The sequence below is a fragment of the Flavonifractor sp. An92 genome, from assembly GCF_002159175.1.
Classification (GTDB): domain Bacteria; phylum Bacillota; class Clostridia; order Oscillospirales; family Oscillospiraceae; genus Pseudoflavonifractor_A.
This window is the reverse complement of sequence record NZ_NFGZ01000002.1, coordinates 133,482-157,430: the sequence shown is the minus strand read 5'-3', so window position 1 is coordinate 157,430 and position 23,949 is coordinate 133,482. Positions and strand designations below refer to the sequence as shown.

The 23,949-nt window shown below is 64.8% G+C and carries 18 protein-coding genes and 1 other annotated feature (1 of these 19 cut by a window edge); of the genes, 13 read left to right on the top strand and 5 right to left on the bottom strand.

The features are described from left to right. Positions 1 to 16: 16 nt before the first annotated feature. From der to B5G43_RS02375, 4 genes are all read left to right on the top strand, one after another. Positions 17 to 1,339 carry a ribosome biogenesis GTPase Der gene (gene der / locus B5G43_RS02390; protein ID WP_087258730.1) on the top strand — a complete coding sequence of 441 codons (1,323 nt, stop codon included), beginning with the start codon at positions 17 to 19 and terminating at the stop codon, positions 1,337 to 1,339. Between the two features lie 5 nt (positions 1,340 to 1,344). Further along, positions 1,345 to 2,022 (top strand): glycerol-3-phosphate acyltransferase, encoded by a 678-nt coding sequence (locus B5G43_RS02385; protein WP_087258728.1) that lies wholly within the window; start codon positions 1,345 to 1,347, stop codon positions 2,020 to 2,022. Further along, complete coding sequence (locus tag B5G43_RS02380; protein WP_087258726.1) at positions 2,019 to 3,020, top strand: NAD(P)H-dependent glycerol-3-phosphate dehydrogenase; 1,002 nt, start codon at positions 2,019 to 2,021, stop codon at positions 3,018 to 3,020. The genes B5G43_RS02385 and B5G43_RS02380 overlap by 4 nt, the downstream gene beginning before the upstream one ends. Before the next feature lie 82 nt (positions 3,021 to 3,102). Next, positions 3,103 to 3,753, top strand: coding sequence for a DUF6198 family protein (locus tag B5G43_RS02375; protein ID WP_087259011.1), 651 nt, complete (start codon positions 3,103 to 3,105; stop codon positions 3,751 to 3,753). A gap of 41 nt (positions 3,754 to 3,794) precedes the next feature. Here the strand turns inward: B5G43_RS02375 and B5G43_RS02370 are convergent, their stop codons facing one another. Beyond that, positions 3,795 to 5,081: an adenylosuccinate synthase gene (locus B5G43_RS02370; RefSeq protein ID WP_087258724.1), complete on the bottom strand. Its 1,287-nt coding sequence runs from the start codon at positions 5,079 to 5,081 to the stop codon at positions 3,795 to 3,797. A gap of 299 nt (positions 5,082 to 5,380) precedes the next feature. Here B5G43_RS02370 and B5G43_RS02365 point away from each other — a divergent pair, with 299 nt between their 5' ends. Further along, complete coding sequence (locus tag B5G43_RS02365; protein ID WP_087258722.1) at positions 5,381 to 8,311, top strand: S-layer homology domain-containing protein; 2,931 nt, start codon at positions 5,381 to 5,383, stop codon at positions 8,309 to 8,311. 52 nt (positions 8,312 to 8,363) lie between these two features. On the opposite strand, the gene B5G43_RS02360 is transcribed toward B5G43_RS02365, so the two are convergent. Genes B5G43_RS02360 through B5G43_RS02350 form a run of 3 tightly spaced genes read right to left on the bottom strand, consistent with a single transcriptional unit; the run spans position 8,364 to position 12,398 of the window. Next, positions 8,364 to 9,188, bottom strand: a complete 825-nt coding sequence (locus B5G43_RS02360; RefSeq protein WP_087258720.1) for a ferredoxin — start codon at positions 9,186 to 9,188, stop codon at positions 8,364 to 8,366. Positions 9,189 to 9,241: 53 nt separating this feature from the next. Further along, positions 9,242 to 12,037, bottom strand: coding sequence for a M56 family metallopeptidase (locus tag B5G43_RS02355; RefSeq protein WP_087258718.1), 2,796 nt, complete (start codon positions 12,035 to 12,037; stop codon positions 9,242 to 9,244). Next, entirely contained in the window at positions 12,030 to 12,398 is a 369-nt protein-coding gene (locus B5G43_RS02350) for a BlaI/MecI/CopY family transcriptional regulator (protein ID WP_087258716.1), read from the bottom strand. The genes B5G43_RS02355 and B5G43_RS02350 overlap by 8 nt, the downstream gene beginning before the upstream one ends. A 438-nt stretch (positions 12,399 to 12,836) precedes the next feature. Here B5G43_RS02350 and B5G43_RS02345 point away from each other — a divergent pair, with 438 nt between their 5' ends. From B5G43_RS02345 to iadA, 8 genes are all read left to right on the top strand, one after another. Next, positions 12,837 to 13,544 (top strand): FHA domain-containing protein, encoded by a 708-nt coding sequence (locus B5G43_RS02345; protein WP_087258714.1) that lies wholly within the window; start codon positions 12,837 to 12,839, stop codon positions 13,542 to 13,544. Then, entirely contained in the window at positions 13,531 to 14,334 is an 804-nt protein-coding gene (locus B5G43_RS02340; RefSeq protein ID WP_158097336.1) for a PP2C family serine/threonine-protein phosphatase, read from the top strand. The genes B5G43_RS02345 and B5G43_RS02340 overlap by 14 nt, the downstream gene beginning before the upstream one ends. Before the next feature lie 29 nt (positions 14,335 to 14,363). After that, positions 14,364 to 15,656, top strand: coding sequence for a trypsin-like peptidase domain-containing protein (locus B5G43_RS02335; RefSeq protein ID WP_087258710.1), 1,293 nt, complete (start codon positions 14,364 to 14,366; stop codon positions 15,654 to 15,656). Between the two features lie 4 nt (positions 15,657 to 15,660). Continuing rightward, entirely contained in the window at positions 15,661 to 16,449 is a 789-nt protein-coding gene (locus B5G43_RS02330) for a PP2C family serine/threonine-protein phosphatase (RefSeq protein ID WP_158097335.1), read from the top strand. Further along, the gene (locus tag B5G43_RS02325; RefSeq protein ID WP_087258706.1) at positions 16,419 to 17,900 is read left to right on the top strand and encodes a VWA domain-containing protein; all 1,482 of its coding nucleotides are present in this window, start codon (positions 16,419 to 16,421) and stop codon (positions 17,898 to 17,900) included. The genes B5G43_RS02330 and B5G43_RS02325 overlap by 31 nt, the downstream gene beginning before the upstream one ends. Positions 17,901 to 17,951: 51 nt before the next feature. Then, positions 17,952 to 20,288 (top strand): serine/threonine-protein kinase, encoded by a 2,337-nt coding sequence (locus B5G43_RS02320; protein ID WP_087258704.1) that lies wholly within the window; start codon positions 17,952 to 17,954, stop codon positions 20,286 to 20,288. Positions 20,289 to 20,335: 47 nt separating this feature from the next. Further along, positions 20,336 to 21,484 carry a copper amine oxidase N-terminal domain-containing protein gene (locus B5G43_RS02315; RefSeq protein WP_087258702.1) on the top strand — a complete coding sequence of 383 codons (1,149 nt, stop codon included), beginning with the start codon at positions 20,336 to 20,338 and terminating at the stop codon, positions 21,482 to 21,484. Positions 21,485 to 21,592: 108 nt separating this feature from the next. Then, positions 21,593 to 22,735, top strand: coding sequence for a beta-aspartyl-peptidase (gene iadA / locus B5G43_RS02310; RefSeq protein ID WP_087258700.1), 1,143 nt, complete (start codon positions 21,593 to 21,595; stop codon positions 22,733 to 22,735). Between the two features lie 55 nt (positions 22,736 to 22,790). Here iadA and B5G43_RS02305 read toward each other — a convergent pair whose 3' ends face one another. After that, on the bottom strand, positions 22,791 to 23,651 hold the full coding sequence (locus tag B5G43_RS02305) for a MetQ/NlpA family ABC transporter substrate-binding protein (RefSeq protein WP_087258698.1): 861 nt from the start codon (positions 23,649 to 23,651) through the stop codon (positions 22,791 to 22,793). A gap of 69 nt (positions 23,652 to 23,720) precedes the next feature. Next, positions 23,721 to 23,949: a binding site (T-box leader), on the bottom strand (it continues 14 nt past the right edge of the window).

Sequence of the window (23,949 nt, the reverse complement as noted above, 5' to 3'; positions counted from 1 at the left end):
AATGAGTGTGATACCAATGAAGCCATTAGTCGCCATCGTGGGCCGGCCCAATGTGGGCAAGTCCATGCTGTTCAACAAGCTGGTGGGTCAGCGGCTGTCCATCGTGGAGGATACCCCCGGCGTCACCCGGGACCGGCTGTACGCCGAGGCCGAGTGGCGCAACCGGACCTTTGACCTGGTGGACACCGGCGGCATCGAGCCGGGCACCGACAGCGAAATTCTGACCTTCATGCGCCAGCAGGCCGAGATCGCCATTCAGAACGCCACGGTGATCATCTTCCTGTGTGACATCAAGACCGGCCTCACCGCCTCCGACCACGAGGTGGCCAAGATGCTCCTGAAGTCGGGCAAGCCCGTGGTGCTGGCGGTCAACAAGATGGACCAGGTGGGCCACACCAACCCGGACATCTACGAGTTCTACAATCTGGGTCTGGGCGATCCCATCGCCGTCTCCGCCGTCCACGGCCACGGCACCGGCGACCTGCTGGACGCCTGCTTCGAGTACTTCCCCCCCGAAGAGGAGGAGGAGCCCGAGGACGACGTCATCAAGGTGGCCATCATCGGCAAGCCCAACGTGGGCAAGTCCTCCCTGGTCAACCGCATCCTGGGCCAGCAGCGGGTGATCGTCTCCAACGTGGCCGGCACCACCCGGGACGCGGTGGACAGCTACTTTGAGAACAAGAAGGGCAAGTACCTCTTTATCGACACCGCCGGCATGCGGAAGAAGTCCAAGGTGGACGACCCCATCGAGAAGTTCTCCGTCCTGCGGGCCACCATGGCCATCGAGCGCAGCGATGTGTGTCTCATCCTCATCGACGCCAACGAGGGCGTCACCGAGCAGGACACCAAGGTGGCCGGTCTGGCCCACGAGGCGGGCAAGGCCTGCATCATCGTGGTCAACAAGTGGGACGCCATCGAGAAGGACGACAAGACCATGGACCGCATGCGGGAGGAGGTCCGCCGGGATCTGTCCTACATGCCCTACGCCCCCATCATCTTCATCTCCGCCCTCACCGGACAGCGGGTGGACCGGCTCTTCGAGCTCATCAACTACGTCAACGACCAGGCGGCCATGCGCATCACCACCGGCATGCTCAACACCCTCCTGGCCGACGCCACCCAGCGGGTCCAGCCCCCCAGCGACAAGGGCCGCCGCCTGAAGGTCTTTTACATGACCCAGGTGGGTGTCCGTCCCCCCCACTTCGTCTGCTTCTGCAACGACGCCAAGCTCTTCCACTTCTCCTATCAGCGCTACCTGGAAAACCAGATCCGCGAGACCTTCGGTCTGGAGGGTACCCCTGTCAAGCTGACCATCCGGCAAAAGAGTGACAAGGAGTGATTGAAATGGATTTGACGTGGCTTACCGCGCTGGGTTCTGTTCTCGTCCTCCCCGCCTTACTGACGGCGGTCATCGCCTACTTCTGCGGCTGCTTCAACGGCGCGGTCATCGTGTCCAAGTATATCCTGCGGGATGACGTGCGCAAGCACGGCAGCGGCAACGCGGGCCTGACCAATTTCTACCGCACCTTCGGCGGCCCCCTCACCCTGGTGGTCATCCTCACCGACGTGTTCAAGGCCATCGTGGCCATTCTGGTGGGCATGGCGCTCTTCCGGAACATGGTGGTGGACGACGCCATCATCGTCACCCTGGGCAAGTACTGGGCGGGCCTCTTCTGCCTGCTGGGCCACATGTTCCCCTGCATGTTCGGCTTCAAGGGCGGCAAGGGCATCCTCTCCGGCGGCGCCATCGCCATCATGATGGACTGGCGCATCGCGCTGGTGGTGTGGGGCGGCTTCCTCATCCTGGCCATCCTGACCAAGTATGTCTCCCTGGGCTCCTGCTGGGCGGGGGCCTCCTTCCCCTTCGCCACCTGGTTTGTCTATCAGGATGGGTTCATCACCATCCTGGCCGTCCTCATCGGCGGACTCATCCTCTGGAAGCACCGGGGCAACATCCAGCGCCTCATCCAGGGCAACGAGTCCAAGTTCAGCCTGCATAAAAAGAAGGAGGGTTCCCAATGAAAACGGCAGTTCTGGGCAGCGGCGGCTGGGGCACGGCTCTGGCCCTGGTGCTGCTGGAAAACGGAAACGACGTCACCCTTTGGTCCTACTTTGAGGAGGAGTCCAAGGTCCTTCAGGAGACCGGCGAAAACCCCATGCTCAAGGGCGTGCCCCTCCCCAAGGAACTCCACCTGACCAGCGACCTCTCCTGTGTGAAGGGCTGCTCGCTGGTGGTGCTGGCCACCCCCTCCTTCGCCGTGCGCTCCACCGCCCGCAATCTGGCCGGTGTGCTGGACAAGGGCACCGTGGTGGTGTCGGTGTCCAAGGGCATCGAGAAGGACACCTCCATGACTCTCACCGACGTCATTGAGCAGGAACTGGGCCCCGACTTCCCGGTGGTGGCCCTGTGCGGCCCCTCCCACGCCGAGGAGGTGGGCCGGAAGGTCCCCACCGCGGTGGTCTCGGCCTCCAAGGACCAGAAAGCCGCCGAGCTGGTCCAGGACCGCTTCATGAACAGCCGTTTCCGGGTGTACACCTCCCCCGACATCGTGGGCGTGGAGCTGGGCGCGGCCCTCAAGAACATCATCGCCCTGTGTGCCGGCGTATGTGACGGCATGGGCTTTGGCGACAACACCAAGGCCGCGCTGATGACCCGGGGCCTCACCGAGATCGCCCGTCTGGGCATGGCCATGGGCGGTAAGAAGGAGACCTTCGCCGGCCTCACCGGCGTGGGCGACCTGATCGTCACCTGTACCTCCATGCACTCCCGCAACCGCCGCTGCGGCATCCTCATCGGCCAGGGCGTGCCGGTGGACGAGGCCCTGAAGCAGATCGGCGCGGTGGTGGAGGGCTACTACGCCACCGCCACCGGCAAGGAGCTGGCCGAGAAGCTGGGCGTGGAAATGCCCATCACCGAGGCCGCCTACTCCGTCCTCTATGAGGGCAAGGATCCCCGGGACGTGCTCACCGAGCTGATGACCCGGGCCAAAAAACATGAGATTGAGGACAGCTGGGTTTAATTTTAATACCCGACTGAGCCGCCGGCAGCCCGTCATGGGCTGCCGGCTTTTCATAAAAATCCAGAAAAAGAGTGTGATTTTCTTGCAACAGCATCTTGTCCGTCGCTATTCCTTCTTCCTGCTGGGGGTCATCATCAACTCCTTCGGCATCGCTCTCATCACCAAGGCCGCGCTGGGCACCTCCCCCATCTCCAGCGTCCCCTATGTGTTCAGCCTGCGCTTTACGCCCACCCTGGGACAGTTCACCTTCTTTGTGAATTTTCTGTTCATCGTGGGGCAGATCGTACTGCTCCGGCGGGAGTTCCAAAAGATCCAGCTGCTCCAGATCGGCGTCAACGTGCTCTTCAGCTCCATCATTGACGTGAGCATGAACCTTCTCTCCCCCTTCGCCCCCCAGGGCTTCGGACAGGAACTGCTGTGGCTGCTGGCCGGATGCGCGGTGCTGGCCTTCGGCATCTATGTGGAGGTCTCCCCCAAGGTGCTGATGGTCCCCGGCGAGGGCCTGGTCAGCGCCCTGGCCCGGGTGTCCGGCATCGAGTTCGGCTCGGTGAAGGTGGCCTTTGACGTCACCCTCATGAGCCTGGCCGCCGTCTGTTCCCTCCTCTTCTTCCACGGTCTCCAGGGCGTGGGCCTGGGCACCCTTATCTCCGCGGTGCTGGTGGGCCTCATCGTCCAGCTGTACCGCCGCCTCTTCCCCGGTATCGCCCGGCATCTGGAGCCCCAGGCCGTATAAAAAAATCCCCATCCGCACAAGCGGATGGGGATTTTTCATGCTCAGATCTTGGGGGTGCGGTTGGCGATCTCGTGGCGCTTGGGGCCGGTGGAGACGATGGTGATGGGGTAGCCGATCTCCTTCTCCAGGAAGTCCACATAGTCCTTGGCGGCCTGGGGGAACTGCTCATAGTCGGTAACGCCCCGCATGTCGCACTTCCAGCCGGGGAGGGTCACATACATCGGCTTGGCCTTGTCCAGCTCGGCGGGGACGGGGAAGTCCTTGGTGACCTTGCCGTCGATCTCGTAACCGGTGCAGACCTTGATCTCGTCCAGGTAGCCCAGGCAGTCGATGGCGGTGAGCACCACCTGCGTGGCGCCCTGGACCATGCAGCCGTAACGGGTGGCCACAGCGTCGAACCAGCCCACGCGGCGGGGCCGTCCGGTGGTGGCGCCGTACTCGCCGGCGTCGCCGCCCCGGCGGCGCATCTCCTCAGCCTCGTCACCGAAGAGCTCGCTGACGAAAGCGCCCGCGCCCACGGAGGAGGAGTAGGCCTTGGTGACCACCACCACGTCCCGGATGGAGGTGGGGGGCACCGCGCCGCCCACGGTGCCGAAGCCGGCCAGGGTGTGGGAAGAAGTGGTCATGGGGCAGATGCCCAGGTTGGGGTCCTTCATGGAGCCCAGCTGGCCCTCCAGCAGGACCTGCTTGCCCTCGGCCAGCGCCTTGTGGACAAAGGTCACGGCGTCGCCCACGTAGGGCTTGAGGGCATCCCGGTAGCCCATCAACTCCTCAAAAAGGGCGTTGGGGTCCAGGAGGGGCTTGTGATAGAGGTGCTCCAGGAGCACATTTTTCAGGGTGCAGATGTGGTCCAGCTGCTCCTTCAGGCGCTCCTCGTTGTACAGGTCGGCCACCTGGATGCCGATCTTGGCGTACTTGTCGGAGTAGAAGGGCGCAATGCCCGAACGGGTGGAGCCGAAGGCCTTACCGGCCAGACGCTCCTCCTCGTAGGTATCCAGCAGCACATGGTAGGACATGAGCAGCTGGGTGCGCTGGTCCACGATGATCTTGGGGGCGGGCACGCCGCCGTCCTCCAGAGTCTTGAGCTCCTTGAGGAAGGAGGGGACGTTGAGCGCCACACCGTTTCCGATGATGTTGGTGGTATGGGAATAGAATACGCCGGAGGGGAGCTGGTGCAGGGCAAATTTGCCGTAGTCACAGATGATGGTGTGGCCGGCGTTGGCACCGCCCTGGAAGCGGATGACGACGTCGGACTGCTCGGCCATCAGGTCGGTGATCTTGCCCTTTCCCTCGTCGCCCCAATTGGCTCCTACGATTGCTTTGACCATACTGGTTCCTCCTGCCGCGGGGATTCGCACGCTGGCCTTTTCCCGCGCATGACTGCCGTGGAACTTTGTCCCACAACGGAGTTATTATATCGCTTTTTTTCCCGGATGACAAGCATTCTTCGGCGCTTTCCCGTGAAAGAATCCACCTCTGTCTGTCCGCTCATTTGGTTACATATATCAATTTAAGTTCCATTTCTTACATTTAAATATAGCCTTTGTCCATTGTAACCACTTGGATACCCTACTATAATACAGGCAACTACAAATTTCCTACTTTTCAGATCGTGATTGGAGCTATTATGAAACGAATTTATCTCCGCGGCGCTGCCGCGCTGCTGTCTGTGCTGCTGGCCGGACAGCTGGTCCCCTTATCCGCCCTGGCGGCGGACGCCCGGGAGGGCGGCGTGACCATCAACGTCGAAAACTTCCCCGACTCGACTTTCCGGAGCTGGCTGACCAACTCCGCCAATCTGAGCGGTGCGGGAGCCGACTCCTTCCTGAGCGCCGAAGAGCTGGCCTCCATCCGGCAGATCAATGTGTCCGACCTGGGCATCTCCTCTCTGGAAGGCATCGAGCTCTTCCCCGCCCTGGAGAAGCTCTCCTGCATGAACAACCGCCTCTCCGCGCTGGATGTGAGCCAGAACAAAAACCTGACCTATCTCCAGTGCAGCTTCAACCAGATCTCCTCTCTGGACGTGTCCGGTCTGGACAAGCTGGTGGCCCTCTACTGTGAGAACAACCACATGACCTCCCTGACCCTCACCGGGGCTACCGCGCTGGAGATCATCTACTGCCGGAGCAACGACCTGCCCAGCGTGGATTTCTCCACCAACACCAGCCTGAAGTTCATCGAGACCTTTGACAACAGGCTCACCAGTGTGGATCTCTCCAAGCTGAAGAATCTGGAGTTCGTCCACCTGGACCACAACAAGCTGACCGACCTGGACCTGAGCTATAACACCAACCTGAGCCCCATCGGAAGCGGCTTTGTGGCCCGGAACAATTTCCTGGATACCCTGAAGCTGCCCAGCAAGGCCGATCTGATGGTGGACCCCGACGTGTACTTCGAGCAGGACCCCAAGAAGGGCTATAATCGGGTGGAGTGGTACTCCGACCCCGACCACAGCGACAAGATCACAGGCGCAGTCCAGGCCCAGGGCCAGACCCTCTATGCCAAGTGGCTCCCCAATGACTACACCATCTACTTCTCCGCCAACGGCGGCAGCGGCTCCATGACCGCGCAGAACGGCGTGTGGGGGCAGGAAGTGCCCCTGAACACCAACCAGTTCAAGCGGGTGGGCTACACCTTCCAGAATTGGATAAACACCTACGGTGACGGTCAGACCTACACCGACGGCCAGACCGTCACCAACCTGGGCGGCGTCTACCAGGGCCAGCGGGTGACCCTGTACGCCCAGTGGACTCCCAACACCTACACCGTGAAGTTCGACCCCAATGGCGGCGAAGGTTCGGTGGAGAACCTCTCCTGCACCTATAACCAGGACGCTGTCCTCCCGTCTGTCCAGGGCCATCTCACCGCCCCCGGGGGCAAAGAATTTTCCGGCTGGGCCACCGAGGCGGGTGGCGCGGTCCGCTACCGGGACGGCGCCACCGTCCGCAACCTGGCCGCCAGCGGCGACGTGACCCTCTACGCGGTGTGGCGTGAGCCGGTGTCCCAGAAGTATGTCCAAGATCTGGAGGAGGCTTTTGCCCTTTACCAGTCCGCAGACTACACCACCCAGGACTGGAACGCGCTTGTCCGGATCTACACCACCGCTGCTGAGGCTATCCCCGTCGCAGGCGATGAGAACGCCATGAAGGGCCTGTATGACCAGGCTGTCTCCGATATGTCCGACGTGGCCACCCTGGCGGAGCGGGCCGATCAGGCCGTGGGCGCCTGGAAGAGCGCCCATTCCACGGTGAATCAGGCCGACCGCGGCGTGGTCACCGAGGAGAACGCCGCCGCGACCCGGCAGGATGTCCAGGCGGCTCTGGTGGGCCTCACCACGAAGCTGGTACAGAGTGCCACCGGGCTCAACGAGCCCGCCGACCAGGAGCAGGTCCTGGCCCTGGAGCAGGCCGCCTCGGACTTCCAGCGTCTGACCGCGCTGGGACAGGCCGCCGCCTGGGCCGACGGTCTGGGCGGGCTGTCCACCCGGAACACCAGCGAGGTGACCTCCGCGCTCTCCAGCGCTCAGAATCAGCTGAAGGCCGTCCCCACCAAGGATGAGCCCCAGCAGCCCGGCGGCGGTAGTATCGGTGGTGGTGGAAGCACCGGCGGCGGCACCGGCGGTGGCGGAAGCATCGGTGGCGGCGGAAGCTCCGGCGGCGGTGGTGGTGCCGGTGGAGGCGGCGACATTGCGCCGGAGCCCTCCACGCCTCCCACCGAGACCGTTCCCCCCACTCAGACTCCCACGGAGACTACCGTCACCGATCCCGTCACCGGCGCCAGCGCAGTGGTGACCACGGACAGCAACAAAGTCTCCACTCAGATCACCCATCCCACTCCTGGCAAGCCCGCCGTGCTCACCATCCCCGGCAAGGCCACTCCGTCCACGGTGGCGGTGCTGGTGGCCGAGGACGGCACCCGGACGGTCCTGCCCTGGGCGGTCCCCACGGTAGATGGCCTTGAGCTGATGGTATCCCAGTCCTGCCGGGTGGAGCTGGAGGAGCGCGAAGCCTCCTACTCCGACGTGGCCGTGCAGAGCTGGTACGAGGACGCCGTGGCCTTCACCTCGGCCCGCGGCCTCTTCTCCGGCGTGGGCGGCGGCCGCTTTGCCCCCGAGCAGACCATGACCCGCTCCATGCTGGCCTCGGTGCTCTACCGGATGGACGGCGCGCCCGCGGTGAGCGCGGACGGCGCGTTCTCCGACGTGCCCGCCGGACGCTGGGACAGCGCGGCGGTGCAGTGGGCCGCCCAGTCCGGCATCGTCAGCGGCACCGGAGAGGGCAAGTTCTCCCCCGAGGCCCCCATGACCCGCGAGGCCCTGGTGACCATGCTCTACCGCTATGCCAACCAGGCCGGTCTGACCACGGACCACCGCAGCGCCCTGAACTTCACCGACGCGGACAGCGTCTCCTCCTGGGCGGAGGAGGCGGTGAACTGGGCCTGTGAGGCCGGCATCCTCCAGGGCAGCGACAACCAGCTCCGCCCCGGCGCCACCGCGACCCGGGCCGAGGTGGCCTCCATCCTGATGCGCTTCGCTGACCTGGTGGTCTCCCAGCGCTGACCCCAATTGTATAAAAAACAGGACCGGCTCCGATTCGGAGCCGGTCCTGTTTTTATAAGCTGCGCCAGATGGGAGCCCGGCCGGGATAGCCCAGCTCCAGCTCCTCCTTATGATAGAGGTAGCCCGGGTCGTCGTAGTACCGGGCGTGTTTGGGACAGCCCTTGATACAGGCCCCGCACTTGATGCAGATGCCGGTGTACCGGCTCACATCCGCCGGGTCGATGGAGCCCATGGGGCACAGGGCGGCGCACAGCCCGCAGCGGTCGCAGTCGGCGTTGACCTTGGACTTCACCTTGCGGATGTCGATGGGGTTACCCGCCCGGTCCCGGGGCTGGTAGTAAGGCCCTACGGGACAATTGCCTGGCACGTCTACCGGGGACGCCGCTCCCCTCAAAAGGGCCAGACCCGCCTGTCTGCCAAAGTCCGCCGCTTCCTGCAAATCGGTCTCATCGGGCCGCCCGGCGGCCAGAGTGGTGGAGAAGGCGTGCTCCCCCACGAAGGCGGCGGCGGCAAAGGTGTGGAAGTGGTGGCTCTCCAACAGCTCCCGCAGCTCCATGAGGGCGTCGTCGAAATTCCGGTTGCCGTATACCACCACCGGAAGGACCGCCGCGCCGCCCCCCTCCCAGGTGTTCAGATAGGGCAGCAGCACATTGGGCAGCCGTCCGGCGTACACCGGCAGGCCCACCACGGCCACATCCCCCGGCCTCAGCTCCGGCGGCGCGGTGCGGGCCTGGGGCAAGGTAAAGTCGAAGTGTTCCAGCGGCGCGCCCAGTACTTCCGCCAGCGCCGCCGCGCTCTGCTGCACCACCGCTTTTGTGGTGCCGGTGGCGCTGAACCAACAGGCCAGGACCCGGCCGCCTCCGTATGTCAGGTTCATCGTCCTCCCCTCCTTTGCTCCAGTGTACCACCGGACGGGACGAGGAACAAGGGTCACTCCTGGGATTCCTGAAGATCGTCGTAGGAGGGATAGGGCTCATAACGCGGGTCGGTCAGGGTGATGGAGTGCCCGTCGTAGACCAGAGTACAGGTGAGGTCACCGCAGTAGTCCAGCAGGTAGGGGGAACCGCTGTCACACAGCTCCAGGGACACCGTGAAGGGGTCGGGGAAGCTGCATATGTCGCCGCAATATACCCCCTCCAGGCCCAGCTCCGCCAGCAGGCCGTCCACCACCGCCGCGCTCCCGTCGTCGTAGAGAGAAAAAGAGGCGGTCTCGGCGTAATGTCCGTCCCCCGTCGGTTCCAGGATGTGGAGATTGGAGAGGCTGACCCCGGTGCCGTGGGCGGCGTAGTGGGTGATGACGAGTTCATCCGTGCCGTCCCCGTCCAGATCGGCCCACTGGGGCTGGGCCCAGGCGTGCTGCCCGGACAGGCCGTACTCCCCCAGGCCGTGGTCGAACCAGGAGAACACCCCGTCCACCAGCACCCCCAGCTCATTCCGCCCGCTCACACCGTAATTGCACACGCAGACCGTCACGCCGGTGGTATCCTCCCCATATGTCATCGTGTCGGGGTACAGCCGCACCACCGGGTCCAGACCCCAGGTGTCCATCCACTCAGTGGCGCTGTATGCCGGGACATCCTCCGGCGTGACCGCCCCCAGGTCCGCAATGGGCTTTTGGGCCACCCAGTTGAGGGCATAGGTCCGGTCGGCGTAGAGCTGCTGGATTTCTCCGGTCTCCCGGTTGCGCCGCTCCATCACCAGCTGCTCCCCTTGTTCGGTAATGGAGAGGGCGTCCCAGGTGGTATCATGATAGGGCGGCTGGGGAAGGCCGTAGAGGGTAGTCCAGTCCAACCCGCCGTTGTCCGTGCGGCATACATAGGCCTCCGCCGGACGGGCCACCGCCGCCAGCGCCAGGGCCCCGTCCTGCCACAGGAGGGTGGCCTCTCCGTTCTGGCGGAAGAACTCCGGCAGGGTGTCCACCACGCCGATCCCCTCCGGCAGCGCCCGGAAAATCGAGCGGAAGGTGGAAGTGCTGCCGTCGGCCCAGGTGTACACCACCTCCAGGCCCACCATGAGGGGCTCCGAGGCGGGCCAGCCCCGCTCGGCGGCATTGACCGGGAATCCGAAGGAGGAGCGGTTATGCTCCCCTCCCCCTCCGCTGCTGCCGCCCACCACCTCATGGCCCAGGCTGAGCCCGCCGTTATCCAGGCGGTAGAGCCGGGCCTCGGTGCGCTCAAAGGGCTCGGTGGGGTCATTGATGGTGATGATGCCGTCCATAGGGACGCCCAGCACCTCGGTTTGCATCTGGAGGTCCAGGAAATCCGCGGCGTCATCCTCATCGAACACCTCCAGCCGCTTCCCACCGGCGTAGACCAGCGGCTCGGTCCATTCCTGGTCGGGCTGCACCGAGGGCACCGCCAGGCGGAAGGCGTAAGTGGCCGAGCGGCTGGTAAAGCCCTCCTTCCAGGTGTAGGTAAAGACCACGCCCCGCTCCTCGGGCTCACCGCTGCCGTCCGAGTCGGCCCGGGGCTGCAAGACGAGGCTGAAAGTCATGGAGGCGCTGTGTCCGGCCACCCAGTCCTCCCCCTGGAGAAGATAATCGATAAAGACTCCCTCGTCGGGGTATGGCTCCCCGCCAAAGGTCACACTGGCCCCGTGGCTCCAGGCGTTGTCCTCCACCAAGCGGGGAGCGTTTTCCAGGAGCTTGGCCGGGTCGGGGGGCGTCTCCCCGTCCCACTCCGCCGCACTGAGCTCCAGCGAATTCCGGTCGGTGGAGAGGGTAATGGTGGGAGGCTGTTCCGGGAGCCCTCCCTGGGCCGGGTCGGCGCACAGCCAGAGCCCCACGCCCACCGCCAGAACGGCCAGGACCACCGCAGCCGCCAGGGCGGGCTTCCGGTAGGCGAGGGCCCCCTTCACCCGCCGGGACACGTCGTGCTCCCCGAAGGCGGCGGGGATACGGGCGGTCTCCGGGGCCGCCAGATGGAGGAGTGCCCGGGCGTAGCCGCTTTTCTCCCCCTCCGGCAGGGTGCGGAGCACCCCCTCGTCGCAGGAGACCTCCAGATCCCGGCAGAAGAGTTTCCAGGAGATCCACAGAACTGGGTTAAACCAGTGGAGAGAGACCGCCAGGAAGAAGAGGGGTTTCCATAAAAAGTCCCCACGGCGCAGATGGAGGCGCTCATGGGCCAGCACATAGCTCCGGTCGGGCTCGGCCAGCCCCGCGGGCAGATAGATACGGGGGGACATCAGCCCCAGCACGAAGGGCGGGCCGGGCTGATCGCTCTCCCACACGCCGGGGTCCACCCGCACGGCGGTGGCCATAGCTTTCTGGAGCTTCCGCTGCTGCACCATAAACCAGCCCCACAGCCCCAGCAGGCCCGCCAGCCACAGCACTTCAAGAATGCGGGCGCTCTTCTGGACGGCCACGGTGGGCTCCACGGTGGAAAACTCCACCGTCGCGTCCTCCGGCAGGAGCTCCCCCGTGGGGAGGGCCGGGACCGGCTGGTTTTCCACCGGCTGGGCGGTCTCGGTTACGGGTCGGCTCTCGGTGGCCTGCTCGGTCTGCTCCACCGGCTCCGGAGCCGCCGCCTCCAGGAGGGACGCGGGGCTCCACACGCTGGAAAAGCTCACCGGGCACACCATCCGGAAAAATACCACCGCCCACAGCAACAACCGGAGGACCGCCGGGGCCTTCCCCTTCACCAAGACCGCCCGCAACACCAGCACCACCAGAGCGGTGAGGGCGGCAGTGAGGCTCATCTGGCACAGTTTTAAGAATAGGTCATACATCGTGCCCCTCGCTTTCGTCGATGAGGCGGCGCAGGTCCTCCGCCTCCTGGTGGGAGAGCCGCTTGCCGCTCAGAAAGGCGGCCACGAAGCTGGGCAGGGACCCGCCGAAGGAACGCTCCACCACCTCCTCGCTCTCCCGGCGCAGGACCTGCTCCCGCTCCACCAGGGCGGTAACGGTAGCATTCTCGTTTTTCAGAATGCCCCGCTCCCCCAGCTTGCGGATGAGGTTGAAGGTAGTGGGCTTCTTCCACCCCAGCTCCGCCTGGCAGAGCTTCCACAGGGCGGTGGAGTTGATGGGCTGGTGTTTCCACACCAGGTCCATCAGGCGGTATTCGGCGTCAAAGAGCTTGCAGTCCTCCATAGGGGCGTTCTCCTTTCCAAGCGCAAAGAGGTTTGTTCTGATAAACCTTCCGTTCAAGTGGAGTTTATCACGACAAACCTCTTCTGTCAATGGCATGGGCACACATTCTGCCCCGCCCCTGTCCTTCGACCGTACCGTGTGGTCTTCGCGCAAAACTCCCATTCTTTTTAGGAACATGGCCGCAATTCCCTATGTTACAATGAAGCATCATACAGCATCTGCGGACATACTCAGCGGTCCGCGGGGAGGTTTCCAGCAGGGAGGAACGCAGCAACCGCTCTCTCCGGATGGGCTTGGGAGCGGATCGCCGGACAGGACAGGACCCCGTCCAAGGCGGTCCGCTTTTTTCACCGGCATCCGTGGAGCCCTGCCCCCCGACCGGATACCAGCCGCGCGGAAGGCCCCGGAGACACGGGATACACGATAGGAGGAATCGAAATGGCTGCCACAGAATGCGGACACGGCCACATCTACGACTCGGATCTCTACGCCGCCTGTCCCTACTGCAACAGTACCCAGCCCATCATTCGCTTTGACGCGGGCCCCGTTCCCGGTCAGAGCTCGTCCGTCAGAGGTTCCGGCGGTCCCACCGTGCTGGACGGAGGCCGGACCGCCCCCCTCCGCGGCGGAGGCTTTTCCCCGGCGGAAGGTGAGGTGCCGGTGACCCAGGGCGGTCCCACCCAGCCGCCCCGGGGCTATGCCCCCCGCAAAGAACAGCGGGCCGACGCGGACACGCGGACTCAGGGGATGCTAAACCGTAAGCTGGGCATCGACCCGGTGGTGGGCTGGCTGGTCTGCATCGAGGGGGCCGAGCGTGGCAAGGATTACCGCCTGCTGGGCCGGATCAACACCATTGGCCGGGGGGAGCAAATGGATGTGCGCATCCAGGGCGACCCTTCCATCTCCCATGCCAACCACGCCCGGCTGGGCTATGGCGAGAAGAACAACCGTTTTACCCTCATCCCGGCAGACGGCGCCAATGTCATTTACCTCAACGGCGAGGAGGTCTATACCCCGGTCGTCCTGGAGCCCTACGACGTGATTGACTTCGGCGCCACCAAACTGCTTTTCCTCCCGCTGTGCTCACCGCAGTTCCGTTGGACCGATGGAGGCCCGGGGCCGGAGGGCGGCCATGGGACTGTTTGACCGCTGGCGGAAGCCCTCGCCGCCGCCCAGACGTCTGCTCTCCTATCAGGTGGCCAACCTCCAGGGCCGGGGGACCCGGGACTACCAGGAGGATTCCTTTGCCTTTGCCAACGCCCTGGACGTCACGGAGATCCGGCGGCATGGCCTGCTGGCCATCGTGGCCGACGGCATGGGCGGCCTGCGGGACGGGCGGCTTGTGAGCCAGACCTGTGTGGCCGGGCTCCTGTCCGCCTTCTCCACGCTGGAACCGAAGGCAGACCTGCCGGACCAGCTCCGGCGCTGGGTAGAAGAGACCAATCAAACCCTGTTCCGGCAGTTTCAGGGGGAGGGCGGTACCACATTGGCGGCCTGTCTCTGTTTCCAGGAGGCCCTTTGGTGGATCAGCGTGGGGGACAGCGGGCTCTACCTGCTGCGGAACGGCGGGCTCTTCCGCCTCAATGTGGAGCAGAATTACCTCACCCAGCTGCGCCTGGAGGCCATCCGGGCGGGACGGCTGGACCCGACGGTGGGCCTGGACGACCCGGACGGCCCGCGGCTGTCGGCTTTTCTGGGGATGGAGCAGGTGGACGCACCGGACCGCTCGCTGCACCCCCTCCCGCTGCAGGATGGAGACACCCTTCTCCTCTGCTCCGACGGCATCAGCGGCGTGCTGGATGAGGCGGAACTGCGGGACTGTCTGGAACAGGACTCGGCGGAAGGGGCCTGCGGACGGCTGGAGGCGGCCATCCGCGGGCAGGCCCGGGTCTATCAGGATAATTACACCGCACTGGTCATCAAGTGCGGCTACTGAACTGGAACCTAGGGAAAAGAGGGATTTGAATGAAAACACGCGTATCTGCTCTGTTGCTCTGTGTCTTTCTCCTGCTTGCCTCTGCCGCTCCGGCCTGTGCGGCGGGCTTTGACCGGGAGGTATTGGACGGCGTGGTCTACCTCCGGGAATATGTGGTGCTGGACGGCGAATTCCAGGGCTCCTGGCGGGGCACCGCCTTTTTCATCGGCGAGGAGGGAAAAGACCCCCAGTATCTGGTGACCAACCTCCATGTCATCGAACATTTCCTGGCCACCGGCGGCGGCCAGGGGGAGAGCCGTCTGTATGTGGTTTATGACGAAAATGACTCGGAAGAGGCCTTTTTGGTGGATTACAGCAAGGATATGGACCTGGCCGTCCTCAAGCTGGACCAGCCCACCGACAAGCGGGTCCCCCTGTGTCTGGAGCTGCCCACCCAGGAGCTGGTGGGTTCCACTGTCTACGCCGTGGGCTACCCCAGCGTGGCCGATGTGGCGGTGGACGCGCTGGCCTCCTACCGGACTGAGGACGCCACGGTGACCACTGGCAGCATCAGCCGCCTGCTCACCGAGTCGGGCACCGGCCGTCGGGTCCTCCAGTTGGATGTATCCATCCAGGGCGGCAACTCCGGCGGTCCCCTGGTCACCGAGGACGGCACCGTGGTGGGGATCAATACCTTTGGCGTAACGGTGACCAACTATGACACCTCCGGCGCAGTCACCTCGGAGGCCAGCGTGGACTACGCCCTCAACGTGGAGGAGCTCATCCCACTGCTGGACAAGAACAATGTCCCCTATCAGATCGGTCGGGACGGTTTCCCCTATCTGCTGGTGGTGGCCGGCGCGGCTACGGTGGTCCTTCTGGCCTTGGCGGCGGTGCTGGTGCTCCGGCGCCGTCGGGCAAAGCCGGCGGCTGTCCGCGTGAAGAAATCGCCGCACAAGCCCGAGCCCAGTCCGGCGCCCACGCCCCAGCCCACGTCCACGCCCAATGTGTCCCGCTCCACCCCGCTCCTGCGCTCCCTCTCCCCCCAGCACGGCGGCGCCGCGGCTCCGGTGCCGGGACAGCCGGGAATTCTGGTGGGCCGGGACAGCGCCGCCTGTCAGGTGCTCTTCCCGGAGGGCACCCCCGGCGTCAGCGCCCGTCACTGCTCGGTGAGCTGGTCTGAGCCAACGGGTGAGTTCCTTCTCACGGACCTGAAATCCACCTACGGCACCTTCCTCTCCGGCGGCCAGAAGCTGACGCCCGGCGTGCCCTGCCGCCTGCGGCCCGGCGACGTGTTCTATCTGGGTGACCCGGAGAATGCCCTGCGGGTGGAGCTGGGGTGATGGAATGAAGCTGGAGGCATACCGCTATACCAACCCCGGCGGGTGCTCGGAAAACCAGGACAGCTCTGATTTCCGTATGGAGGCGGACCGTGGTCTCTTTCTCCTGGCCGACGGGCTGGGCGGGCATCGGGATGGAGCCCGGGCATCCGCTCTGGTGGTGCAGGCCCTCCTCACCGCCTGGGAGGAGGACTGGTCCGGAGACTCCGGGCCGGAGGGCCCTCTGGCCGCTCTCCTGTTGGAGCGGACTCTGGAGGCAAACGACCTGCTGCTGGAGGCAAGGGAGCGCGGCAGCTCCGGGCGGAGCACAGCTCTCGCCCTGGCGGTCGCGGGGAACCGGGCCGCGTGGGTCCATGTGGGAGACTCACGCCTCTACCGCATCTCTCAGGGGCAGATCTGCCACGCCACCCGGGACCACTCTGTGACTTACAAAAAGTACCTGGCCGGCGAGATTGGCCGGAATGAGCTGAATGTGGACGAGGACCGCTCCAGTCTGCTGCGGGTAGTGGGGGACAAGACCCGCTGCATCCCCCAGACCGGCGGCGGAGAGGTCCGCCCCGGGGACGCCTTTCTCCTGTGCTCCGACGGACTGTGGAGCGTGCTCTACGATGAGGAGATCCTCATCGACTGTCTCAAGGCGGACAGCCCCCGGGCCTGGGCCGAGCTGCTGCTGCTGCGCGCCCTGCCCCGGCTGGGAGCGGACGCCGATAATCTGACGCTGCTGACGGTCTTTCTCACTGAGACCGGGCACAAGGAGGGACCGCTATGGCCATACTGCGGCGCGCCCTCTGCCTGATCGCCGCGCTGGCGGCCCTTCTCTGCTCCGCCGCCGCATCGGACGCGGATACTGTCCCCGCCGGATTCTGGCAGGACGGGCGGCTCCACATCTTTGTCCACCTGTCCGACTCCCCCGGCAGCGGCGTCGAGCCCCGGCTCCAACTGGGGCCCACCGCCCTTACCCTGGCGGCGGAAGGCCCGCTGACCCGGATGTCCGACGCCGATACCCCGGTGTCCTATCTCCTGCTGGTGGACCGCTCCAATTCCATGGGCGGGCTGGATTGGAATGTGACCGCCTTCGCCCGGCGGCTGGCCCGGCAGGAGGCCCGCTTTTCCCTGGCCTCCTTCGGTGTGGATTTCCGGCTGGAGGCGGAGGACTGTGACGGGGACGGACTTTTGCAGGCGCTGAAGGCTCTCTCCTATGAGGAGGAGGGCACCGACCTGCCCAGCGCCGTGGTAGCCGCCATGGATTACCTGGTGTCCCGCCCCCGTGAGCCGGGGGAGCTGGTGAATCTGGTGGTCATCACCGACGGTGTCACCGAGGCCGTGGAGGACGGGGAGGCGCTGGAGATGGCCCGGTATCAGGTGGAGGAGGATCCCTCGGTCCTGGTGCATACGGTGGGCCTGGCCACCGGACGGCAGGTCTCCCCAGAGGCGCTGGAGGCCCTTTCCGCCCTCGGCTCCGGCGCCCATCTGACGGTGGGCTCCGGCGGAGTCAGCGCCGATTCCGCCGCCCGCACCGTGGCTCAGACGGTGGACCTTCTCTGGACGACGTCCTTTTCCGTTTCCCTTCCGGAGGATCTCCGCTTGGATGACGCCGCCCTCTGCCTCTTTCGCGCGGGGGAGAATGAGCCCTATCTCCGCCTATCCATCCCCGCGGTCCCCCTTCTGGCCGCCGGTGAAGCGCCCGCGGTCCCCACTGCTGTTCCCTCAGTGCAGCCTCAACCCACTCCCGTCCCCACCGTTTCTCCGCCCGCTCCGACTATGACCGCCGCCCTTGTCCCGGATGCGGCGGGAGACTTCAGCACGGCGGAGCCCGGCAGCGGTACGCTCTGTCTGGACCCGGTATGGCTTCTGGGCGGACTGGGGCTGGTGTCCGCTCTGGCGGCTGCGGTTCTCTATCTAGTCCTGCGCCGGCAGCAGCGTGCCTCTTCCGACACGGTTCCTTCCGGGGCCATCCGCCTCCATCTGGAGGTGGCGGAAGGGCACTGTGTCCAGGAGGGTGAGGAGCTCTACCTGTTCCAGGAGCTGACCATTGGCCGGGACCGGCGCTGTGATCTGGTGTGGAGAGCCCGCAGTCTCCCTCCGCTGGCCGGGCGGGTCTTTCGAAAAGACGGTCTGGTCTTTCTGGAAGGGCTGGACCCCCGCTGCCAGGTCCGGTTGGAGGGGATGCGCCTATACGGCCCCAGCCGCCTGCGCAGCGGCGACGAGATCACCATGGGGCCCGTCCGATTCCGCCTCCGGTTTTAGGGGGCAGCGCCCGGCGCGCAGGTCTGCCGGGCGGCATGAGAGGAGATTGACATGACATACTGCTGTAACTGCTTCCGGGAGCGGGAGGAGGGGGCTGGCTGCTGTCCGTACTGCGGCTATGACCCGGCCATGGACCGGGAAAAATACCCCTTTGCCCTGCCCCATGGCAGCATTCTGGCCGGCCAATACATCATCGGCCGGGTCCTGGGTCAGGGCGGCTTCGGCATCACCTACCTGGCTCTGGACAAGATGCTGGACATCAAAGTGGCGGTAAAGGAATTTTTGCCGGAGACCATGGCCGTCCGGGCCGCCGGTTCTCCCCTGGTGACGGTCTATACCGGGGAGCGGCAGGAGAATTTCCGCTACGGCCTGGAGCGTTTTCTGGATGAGGCGCGGGTGCTGGCCAAATTCCTGGGCAATCCCAACATCGTCGGGGTGCGCAGCTATTTTGAAGAGAACGGCACCGCCTACTTCGTCATGGACTACGTGGAAGGCATCAGTTTCAAGACTTACATTAAAAACCAGGGCGGCCGTATCCACTGGCGGGAGGCCGTGCGCGTTCTCACCCCCGTCATGGAGGCTCTGGAGGCCGTCCACAAGGAGGGCATCATCCACCGGGATGTGACCCCCGACAACATCTATATCACCGGCGACGGGCAGGTCAGGCTCCTGGACTTCGGCTCCGCCCGGTACAGCCTGGGCGACAAGAGCCGCAGCCTGGATGTGGTCCTCAAGGCGGGCTATGCCCCCAAGGAGCAGTACACCCGCAAGGGCCGTCAGGGCCCTTATACCGATGTCTATTCTGTGGCTGCCTGTTTTTACGCCGCTATCACCGGCTATCTGCCCCCTGAGTCTCTGGAGCGCATGGAGGAGGATGACCTCATCGCCCCCTCCACCCGCGGGATCGACCTGCCGCCCGCTCTGGAGGATGCCATCCTCAAGGGTCTGGAGGTCCAGCCCGCCGACCGCTATCCGACCATGGGGCAATTCCTGAGCGCCGTGCAGCAGGCCATCCCCACCGAGCCCGAACCAGAACCGGAACCCCAGCCGGAGCCGGAGCCCCAGCCAGAACCGGAGCCCCAGCCAGAACCGGAGCCCCAGCCAGAACCGGAGCCCCGGCCAGAACCGGAGCCCCAAAAGCATTCTCTGCTCCATGCCGGCTTCTGGCCCTGGAACCGGGACAAGAAAAGCGACCGTTCCCCAACCGGGCGCTCTCCCTATCTGGTGCCGGCGCTGCTGGGTGTCCTCGGCGTCTTGCTCCTGGTCGTCGTAAGTTACGGCCTACTGAACCGCGAAAATTCCGAGGACCGCACCGCCGACAGCGGCAGCCAGATGGCTCTGCCCTCCGACAGCTTTGCCCCGGCCACCCCTTCGCCTGTGCCCGAGGGGATCCCGCAGTTCGGATTCCGCCAGCTGCCCGACGGCTGGGAGGTGAATACGGATACAGCAGACGGCTCGGTGGACGGCGCTCAGCGGAGCTCCGAGGACGAACTGCTTCTGGTCCAGCTGGCCGATCTCTCCGAGACCCCCTCGGAAGATCTGGAGGCCTATGCCACGCAGGTCCTGTCCTCCATCCCCTACGACATGGTCCCCGGCACCCAGACCGCACTCCAGCCCGGTACCGTGGGCGTGGGCGACTATGAGGCCATCTACACCAGTGCCTTTTTCCAGGCAGATGACCTCCAGCTCCGTCTCTCCATGGTGTTCTTTACCGACGACGGGATGTGGGCCACTGTCATGTACAGCTCCACCGACGACGGATATGATCCGGCGGAGTTCCAGCCCTGTCTGGACCAGATCCAGCTGAGCCGTGTGTTGGAGCCGGACCTGACCGAGCCCAGCCCTTCACCCACACCGACTGCGAGCCCCTCGCCCTCTCCCTCTGCCGTACCCTCCGCAGCTCAGCCCGTCGTTTCCGCCGTGCCCACCGCTACCCCCAAGCCGGCAGCCGCTGCCACACCGAAGCCGACCCCAAAACCGACTCCCAAGCCCACGCCCAAACCTACACCAAAACCCACGCCGAAGCCCACTCCCACACCGACGCCCACGCCGTCGGTCACCCAGGTCAGCGGCCAGTCCTACACGATGGTCACCAGTAAGTTCTCGGTCTCCGGAACCTATACCGGTGAGTGGAAGAACGGCAAGCCCCACGGCACCGGCACCCTCACCATCACCCAGACCGACAGCCGCTGGGACTACGGCGACACCCTCTGGTCGGCCAGCTGGTCCAACGGCCTCATCGAAGGCTACGGCCAGTGGCGCAGCGCGGTGGACGGCGCCTATAACGGCAACTTCTCCGCCGGGCTCAAGAGCGGCTACGGCAAGATGTGGTTCAGCGACGGCACCGTCTACGACGGTCAATGGAGCGGCGGTGACTTTGTGGGATGACCCGCCGCCTCTGCCCGAACTCATAAACGGAAAAAGGAGTGTTCTGTATGAAACGGTCCCTTGCCCTGCGGCGTCTCGCCGCCCTGGCTGTCACAGCCTGCCTGCTGCTGACGGCTCTCCCCGCCGCTCTGGCCTCCACCTCTGGTCTGGCCGGCTCCGGCACCGCCAGCGATCCCTGGATCATCGACAGCGAATTTGCCCTGACCATGGCCTATCAGATGATGCTGGAGGAGCACAGCGCCGACCATTTCCTGGTCACCAAGGACATCACCCTCACCAAGCCTCTGGACAACAGCTTCCTGCCCTCCTCCGGCGTACAGATCTTCGGCGCCTCCCAGGCCATGGTGGCCCCCGGCGGCGTCTTTGACGGCGGCGGTCACACCATCTCCAATCTGGTCATCAACAGCACCTCCAACGAGGGAGGCGGCTTCTCCTTCTTTGAGTACAATTCCGGCACCATCCGGAATTTGAATCTGGTCTATGCCGGAAACTATGTCTATAATGGCATCGACCCCATGTGGGGCGGTCTGGTGGACTATAACTCCGGCTCGGTAAGCAATTGCTCGGTGACCGCCCACGTGACCATCGGCTCTGAGACTCTGGCGAATATGGAGGATCTCTCCACCGTCGGCTTCGCCCTCATCGCCGGCTCGTGCTATGAAGGCGGCACCATCACCAACTGCACCGCCAAGGGCTCCATCAACGGCCCGGTGGGCTATACCGCCGGCGTGGTGGCCAATGACTTCAGCAGCGGCGGCGTTACCGGCTGCACGGATCTGGTCTCGGTCAACGGTCAGACCACCGGCAGCACCTCCACCCCCGACGTCATCACCGTGACCCTGGACGGCCAGCTCCTCACCTTCGATCAGCCGCCCATGGCCATCAATGGCCGCACTCTGGTCCCCTTCCGCACCATCTTCGAGGCCCTGGGTGCCGAGGTGGAATGGGACCCCTCCGACCAGTCGGTGTTCGCCTACCGCGCCAGCGACGGTGCAGCCGTCCTGATGTATCTGAATGTGCCCGTCATTGGCTATAAGACCGACGCAAACAGCGAAGTGGCCAGCATGGAGCTGGATGTCTCTCCCACCGCGGTCAACAACCGCACGCTGGTGCCGGTCCGTGTGGTGGCTGAGGTGCTCAACTGCACCGTGGACTGGGACCAGGCCAACATGCGGGTCATCATCACCACCAACTGATCCGCCCATCCAAAAACGTCCGGCTCTACATGAGTCGGACGTTTTTCTTGCTGAAACCGCCGCAGAGGTCTATGATGAAAGCGGACAAATTGAAAGGAGCCATTCCCCATGATTTTACTGAAACACGCGGACGTCTACGCCCCGGAGCACCTGGGTCTGCGGGACCTGTTCCTCTGCTCGGGTCAGATCCAGGCCATGGCCCCCCAGCTGGAGGTCTCTCTGGAGGGTGTGGAGGTGATCGACTGCGGGGGGCTGCGCCTGGTCCCCGGTTTCCTGGACCAGCACGTCCACATCACCGGCGGCGGCGGCGAGGGTGGCTTCCACACCCGCGCCCCCGAGGCCACCCTCACGGCCCTCACCACCCAGGGCATCACCACCGTGGTGGGCCTGCTGGGCACCGACGGCTGCACCCGCTCGGTGGAAAATCTGGTGGCCAAGACCAAGGCCCTGCGGCGGGAGGGCATCACCGCCTACTGCTGCACCGGCTCCTATGCCATCCCGTCCACCACCCTGACCGGAAGTGTCGAAAAAGACATCATCTTTGTGGAGGAGATCCTGGGCAGCAAATCGGCCATCTCCGACCACCGGGACTCGGCCCCCTCGGATGAGGCCTTCTTCCACCTCATGGCCCAGACCCGCACCGCGGGCATGATCGGCGGAAAGCCCGGTATCGCCGTCATTCACGTGGGCGACGGCCGGGACGGTCTGGGGAAGCTCTTCCGGGCTCTGGAGCAGACCGACATTCCCATCAAGACCATGCGCCCCACCCATCTGAACCGGAATCCCCGGCTGTTGGAGGAGGGGCTGCGCTGGACCTCTTTAGGGGGTTATACCGACTGGACCTGCGGCATGAGCCGGGAAAACCGCCCCGCCGCCGTTCTCCGCCGGGCCAAGGACCAGGGAATCCCCACCGAGCACATGACCATCAGCTCCGATGGCTATGGCAGCTGGTCCCGCTATGATGCGCAGGGACATCTGGTGGAGATGGGCGTCTCCACCGTGGCGGCTCTCCACCGGGAGCTGAGGGCCCTGGTCAAGGAGTATTCCTTCCCCCTGGAGGAGGCCCTTCCCTTCCTCACCTCCCAGGTGGCCGACGGCCTGGAGCTGCCCCAAAAGGGGCGGGTCCGTGTAGGCGGCGACGCTGATCTCCTGCTGCTGGATGAACAACTGGACCTGGAGCTGGTCATGGCCATGGGTCAGGTCATGGTGCGCAGCGGCGTGCCTCTGGTAAAAGGCCCCTACGAGCGCTGAACGCAAAAAAGCCCCCGGTGCGGCTTTTACACCGTACCGGGGGCTTTTTGGATGATTAGAACACGGGGACCACAGCGCCCTCGTAGGTCTCCTCCATGAAGGCCTTGACCTCGTCGCTGCACAGGGCCTCGGCCAGAGCCTGGATGGCGGGATCGTTCTCCCGGCCCTCCTTGACAGCCAGCACGTTCACATAGGCGGTGGCGGCCTCGCCGTCGGCGGACTCCACGGCCAGGGCGTCGGCCACCTTCAGGCCGGCATCAATGGCGTAGTTGCCGTTGATGACCGCCAGGTCCACATCGGCCAGGCGGGAGGTGATCTGAGCGGCCTCCAGCTCCACGATGTCCAGGTTCTTGGGGTTCTCGGCGATGTCAGCCTTGGTGGCGGTGATACCGGCGCCCTCCTTCAGCTTGATGAGCCCCTCCTGCTCCAGCAGCAGCAGGGCGCGGGCCTCGTTGGTGGTGTCGTTGGGCACGGCGATCTGGGCGCCGTCGGCCAGAGCGTCGATGGAGTCGGTCTTGCCGGCGTAGAGGCCGAAGGGCTCGTAGTGGACCTCAGCGGCGCTGACCAGGTGGGTGCCGTCGCTCTCGTTGAACTCGTTCATGTAGGTGATGTGCTGGAAGTAGTTGGCGTCCAGCTCACCGCTCTCCACGGCGGTGTTGGGGATGATGTAGTCGTTGAACTCCACGATCTCCAGGGTGATGCCCTGCTCGGCCAGGAGGTCCTTCACCACCTCCAGGATCTCAGCGTGGGGGGCGGGGGTGGCGCCCACCTTCAGGGTGACGTTCTCGGTGGAGCTGGAGGGAGCGGCGGAGTCCTGGGGGGCGGTGGAAGGCTGGCTGGCGGTGCCGCCGCCGCAGCCGGTGAGCAGGCCCACGGACAGGGCGCCGGCCAGGAGCAGAGAGGTAAGCTTCTTCATGATTCATTTCTCCTTTTTCCGATGTTCTGGTACCCAATTCAGGTACAAAAAAACGCCCTTGAAACGATTTTCAAGGACGAGAGCATTCGCTTCGTGGTACCACCTTGCTTCACCTCCGCCTCACGGCGAAGGCCTTATGGAGTACAAACATACTCCTGCGCGCTGACGGGCGCTCCCGTCGCAGCCTATACCTTTCGGTAGTCGGTGCGCCGCTCCGAGACCATGTTCGCCAAAGCCTTCCGTACCCGTTCCCACCAATCCGGGCTCTCTGTGCCGTATCTCAATGGCTACTCTTCTC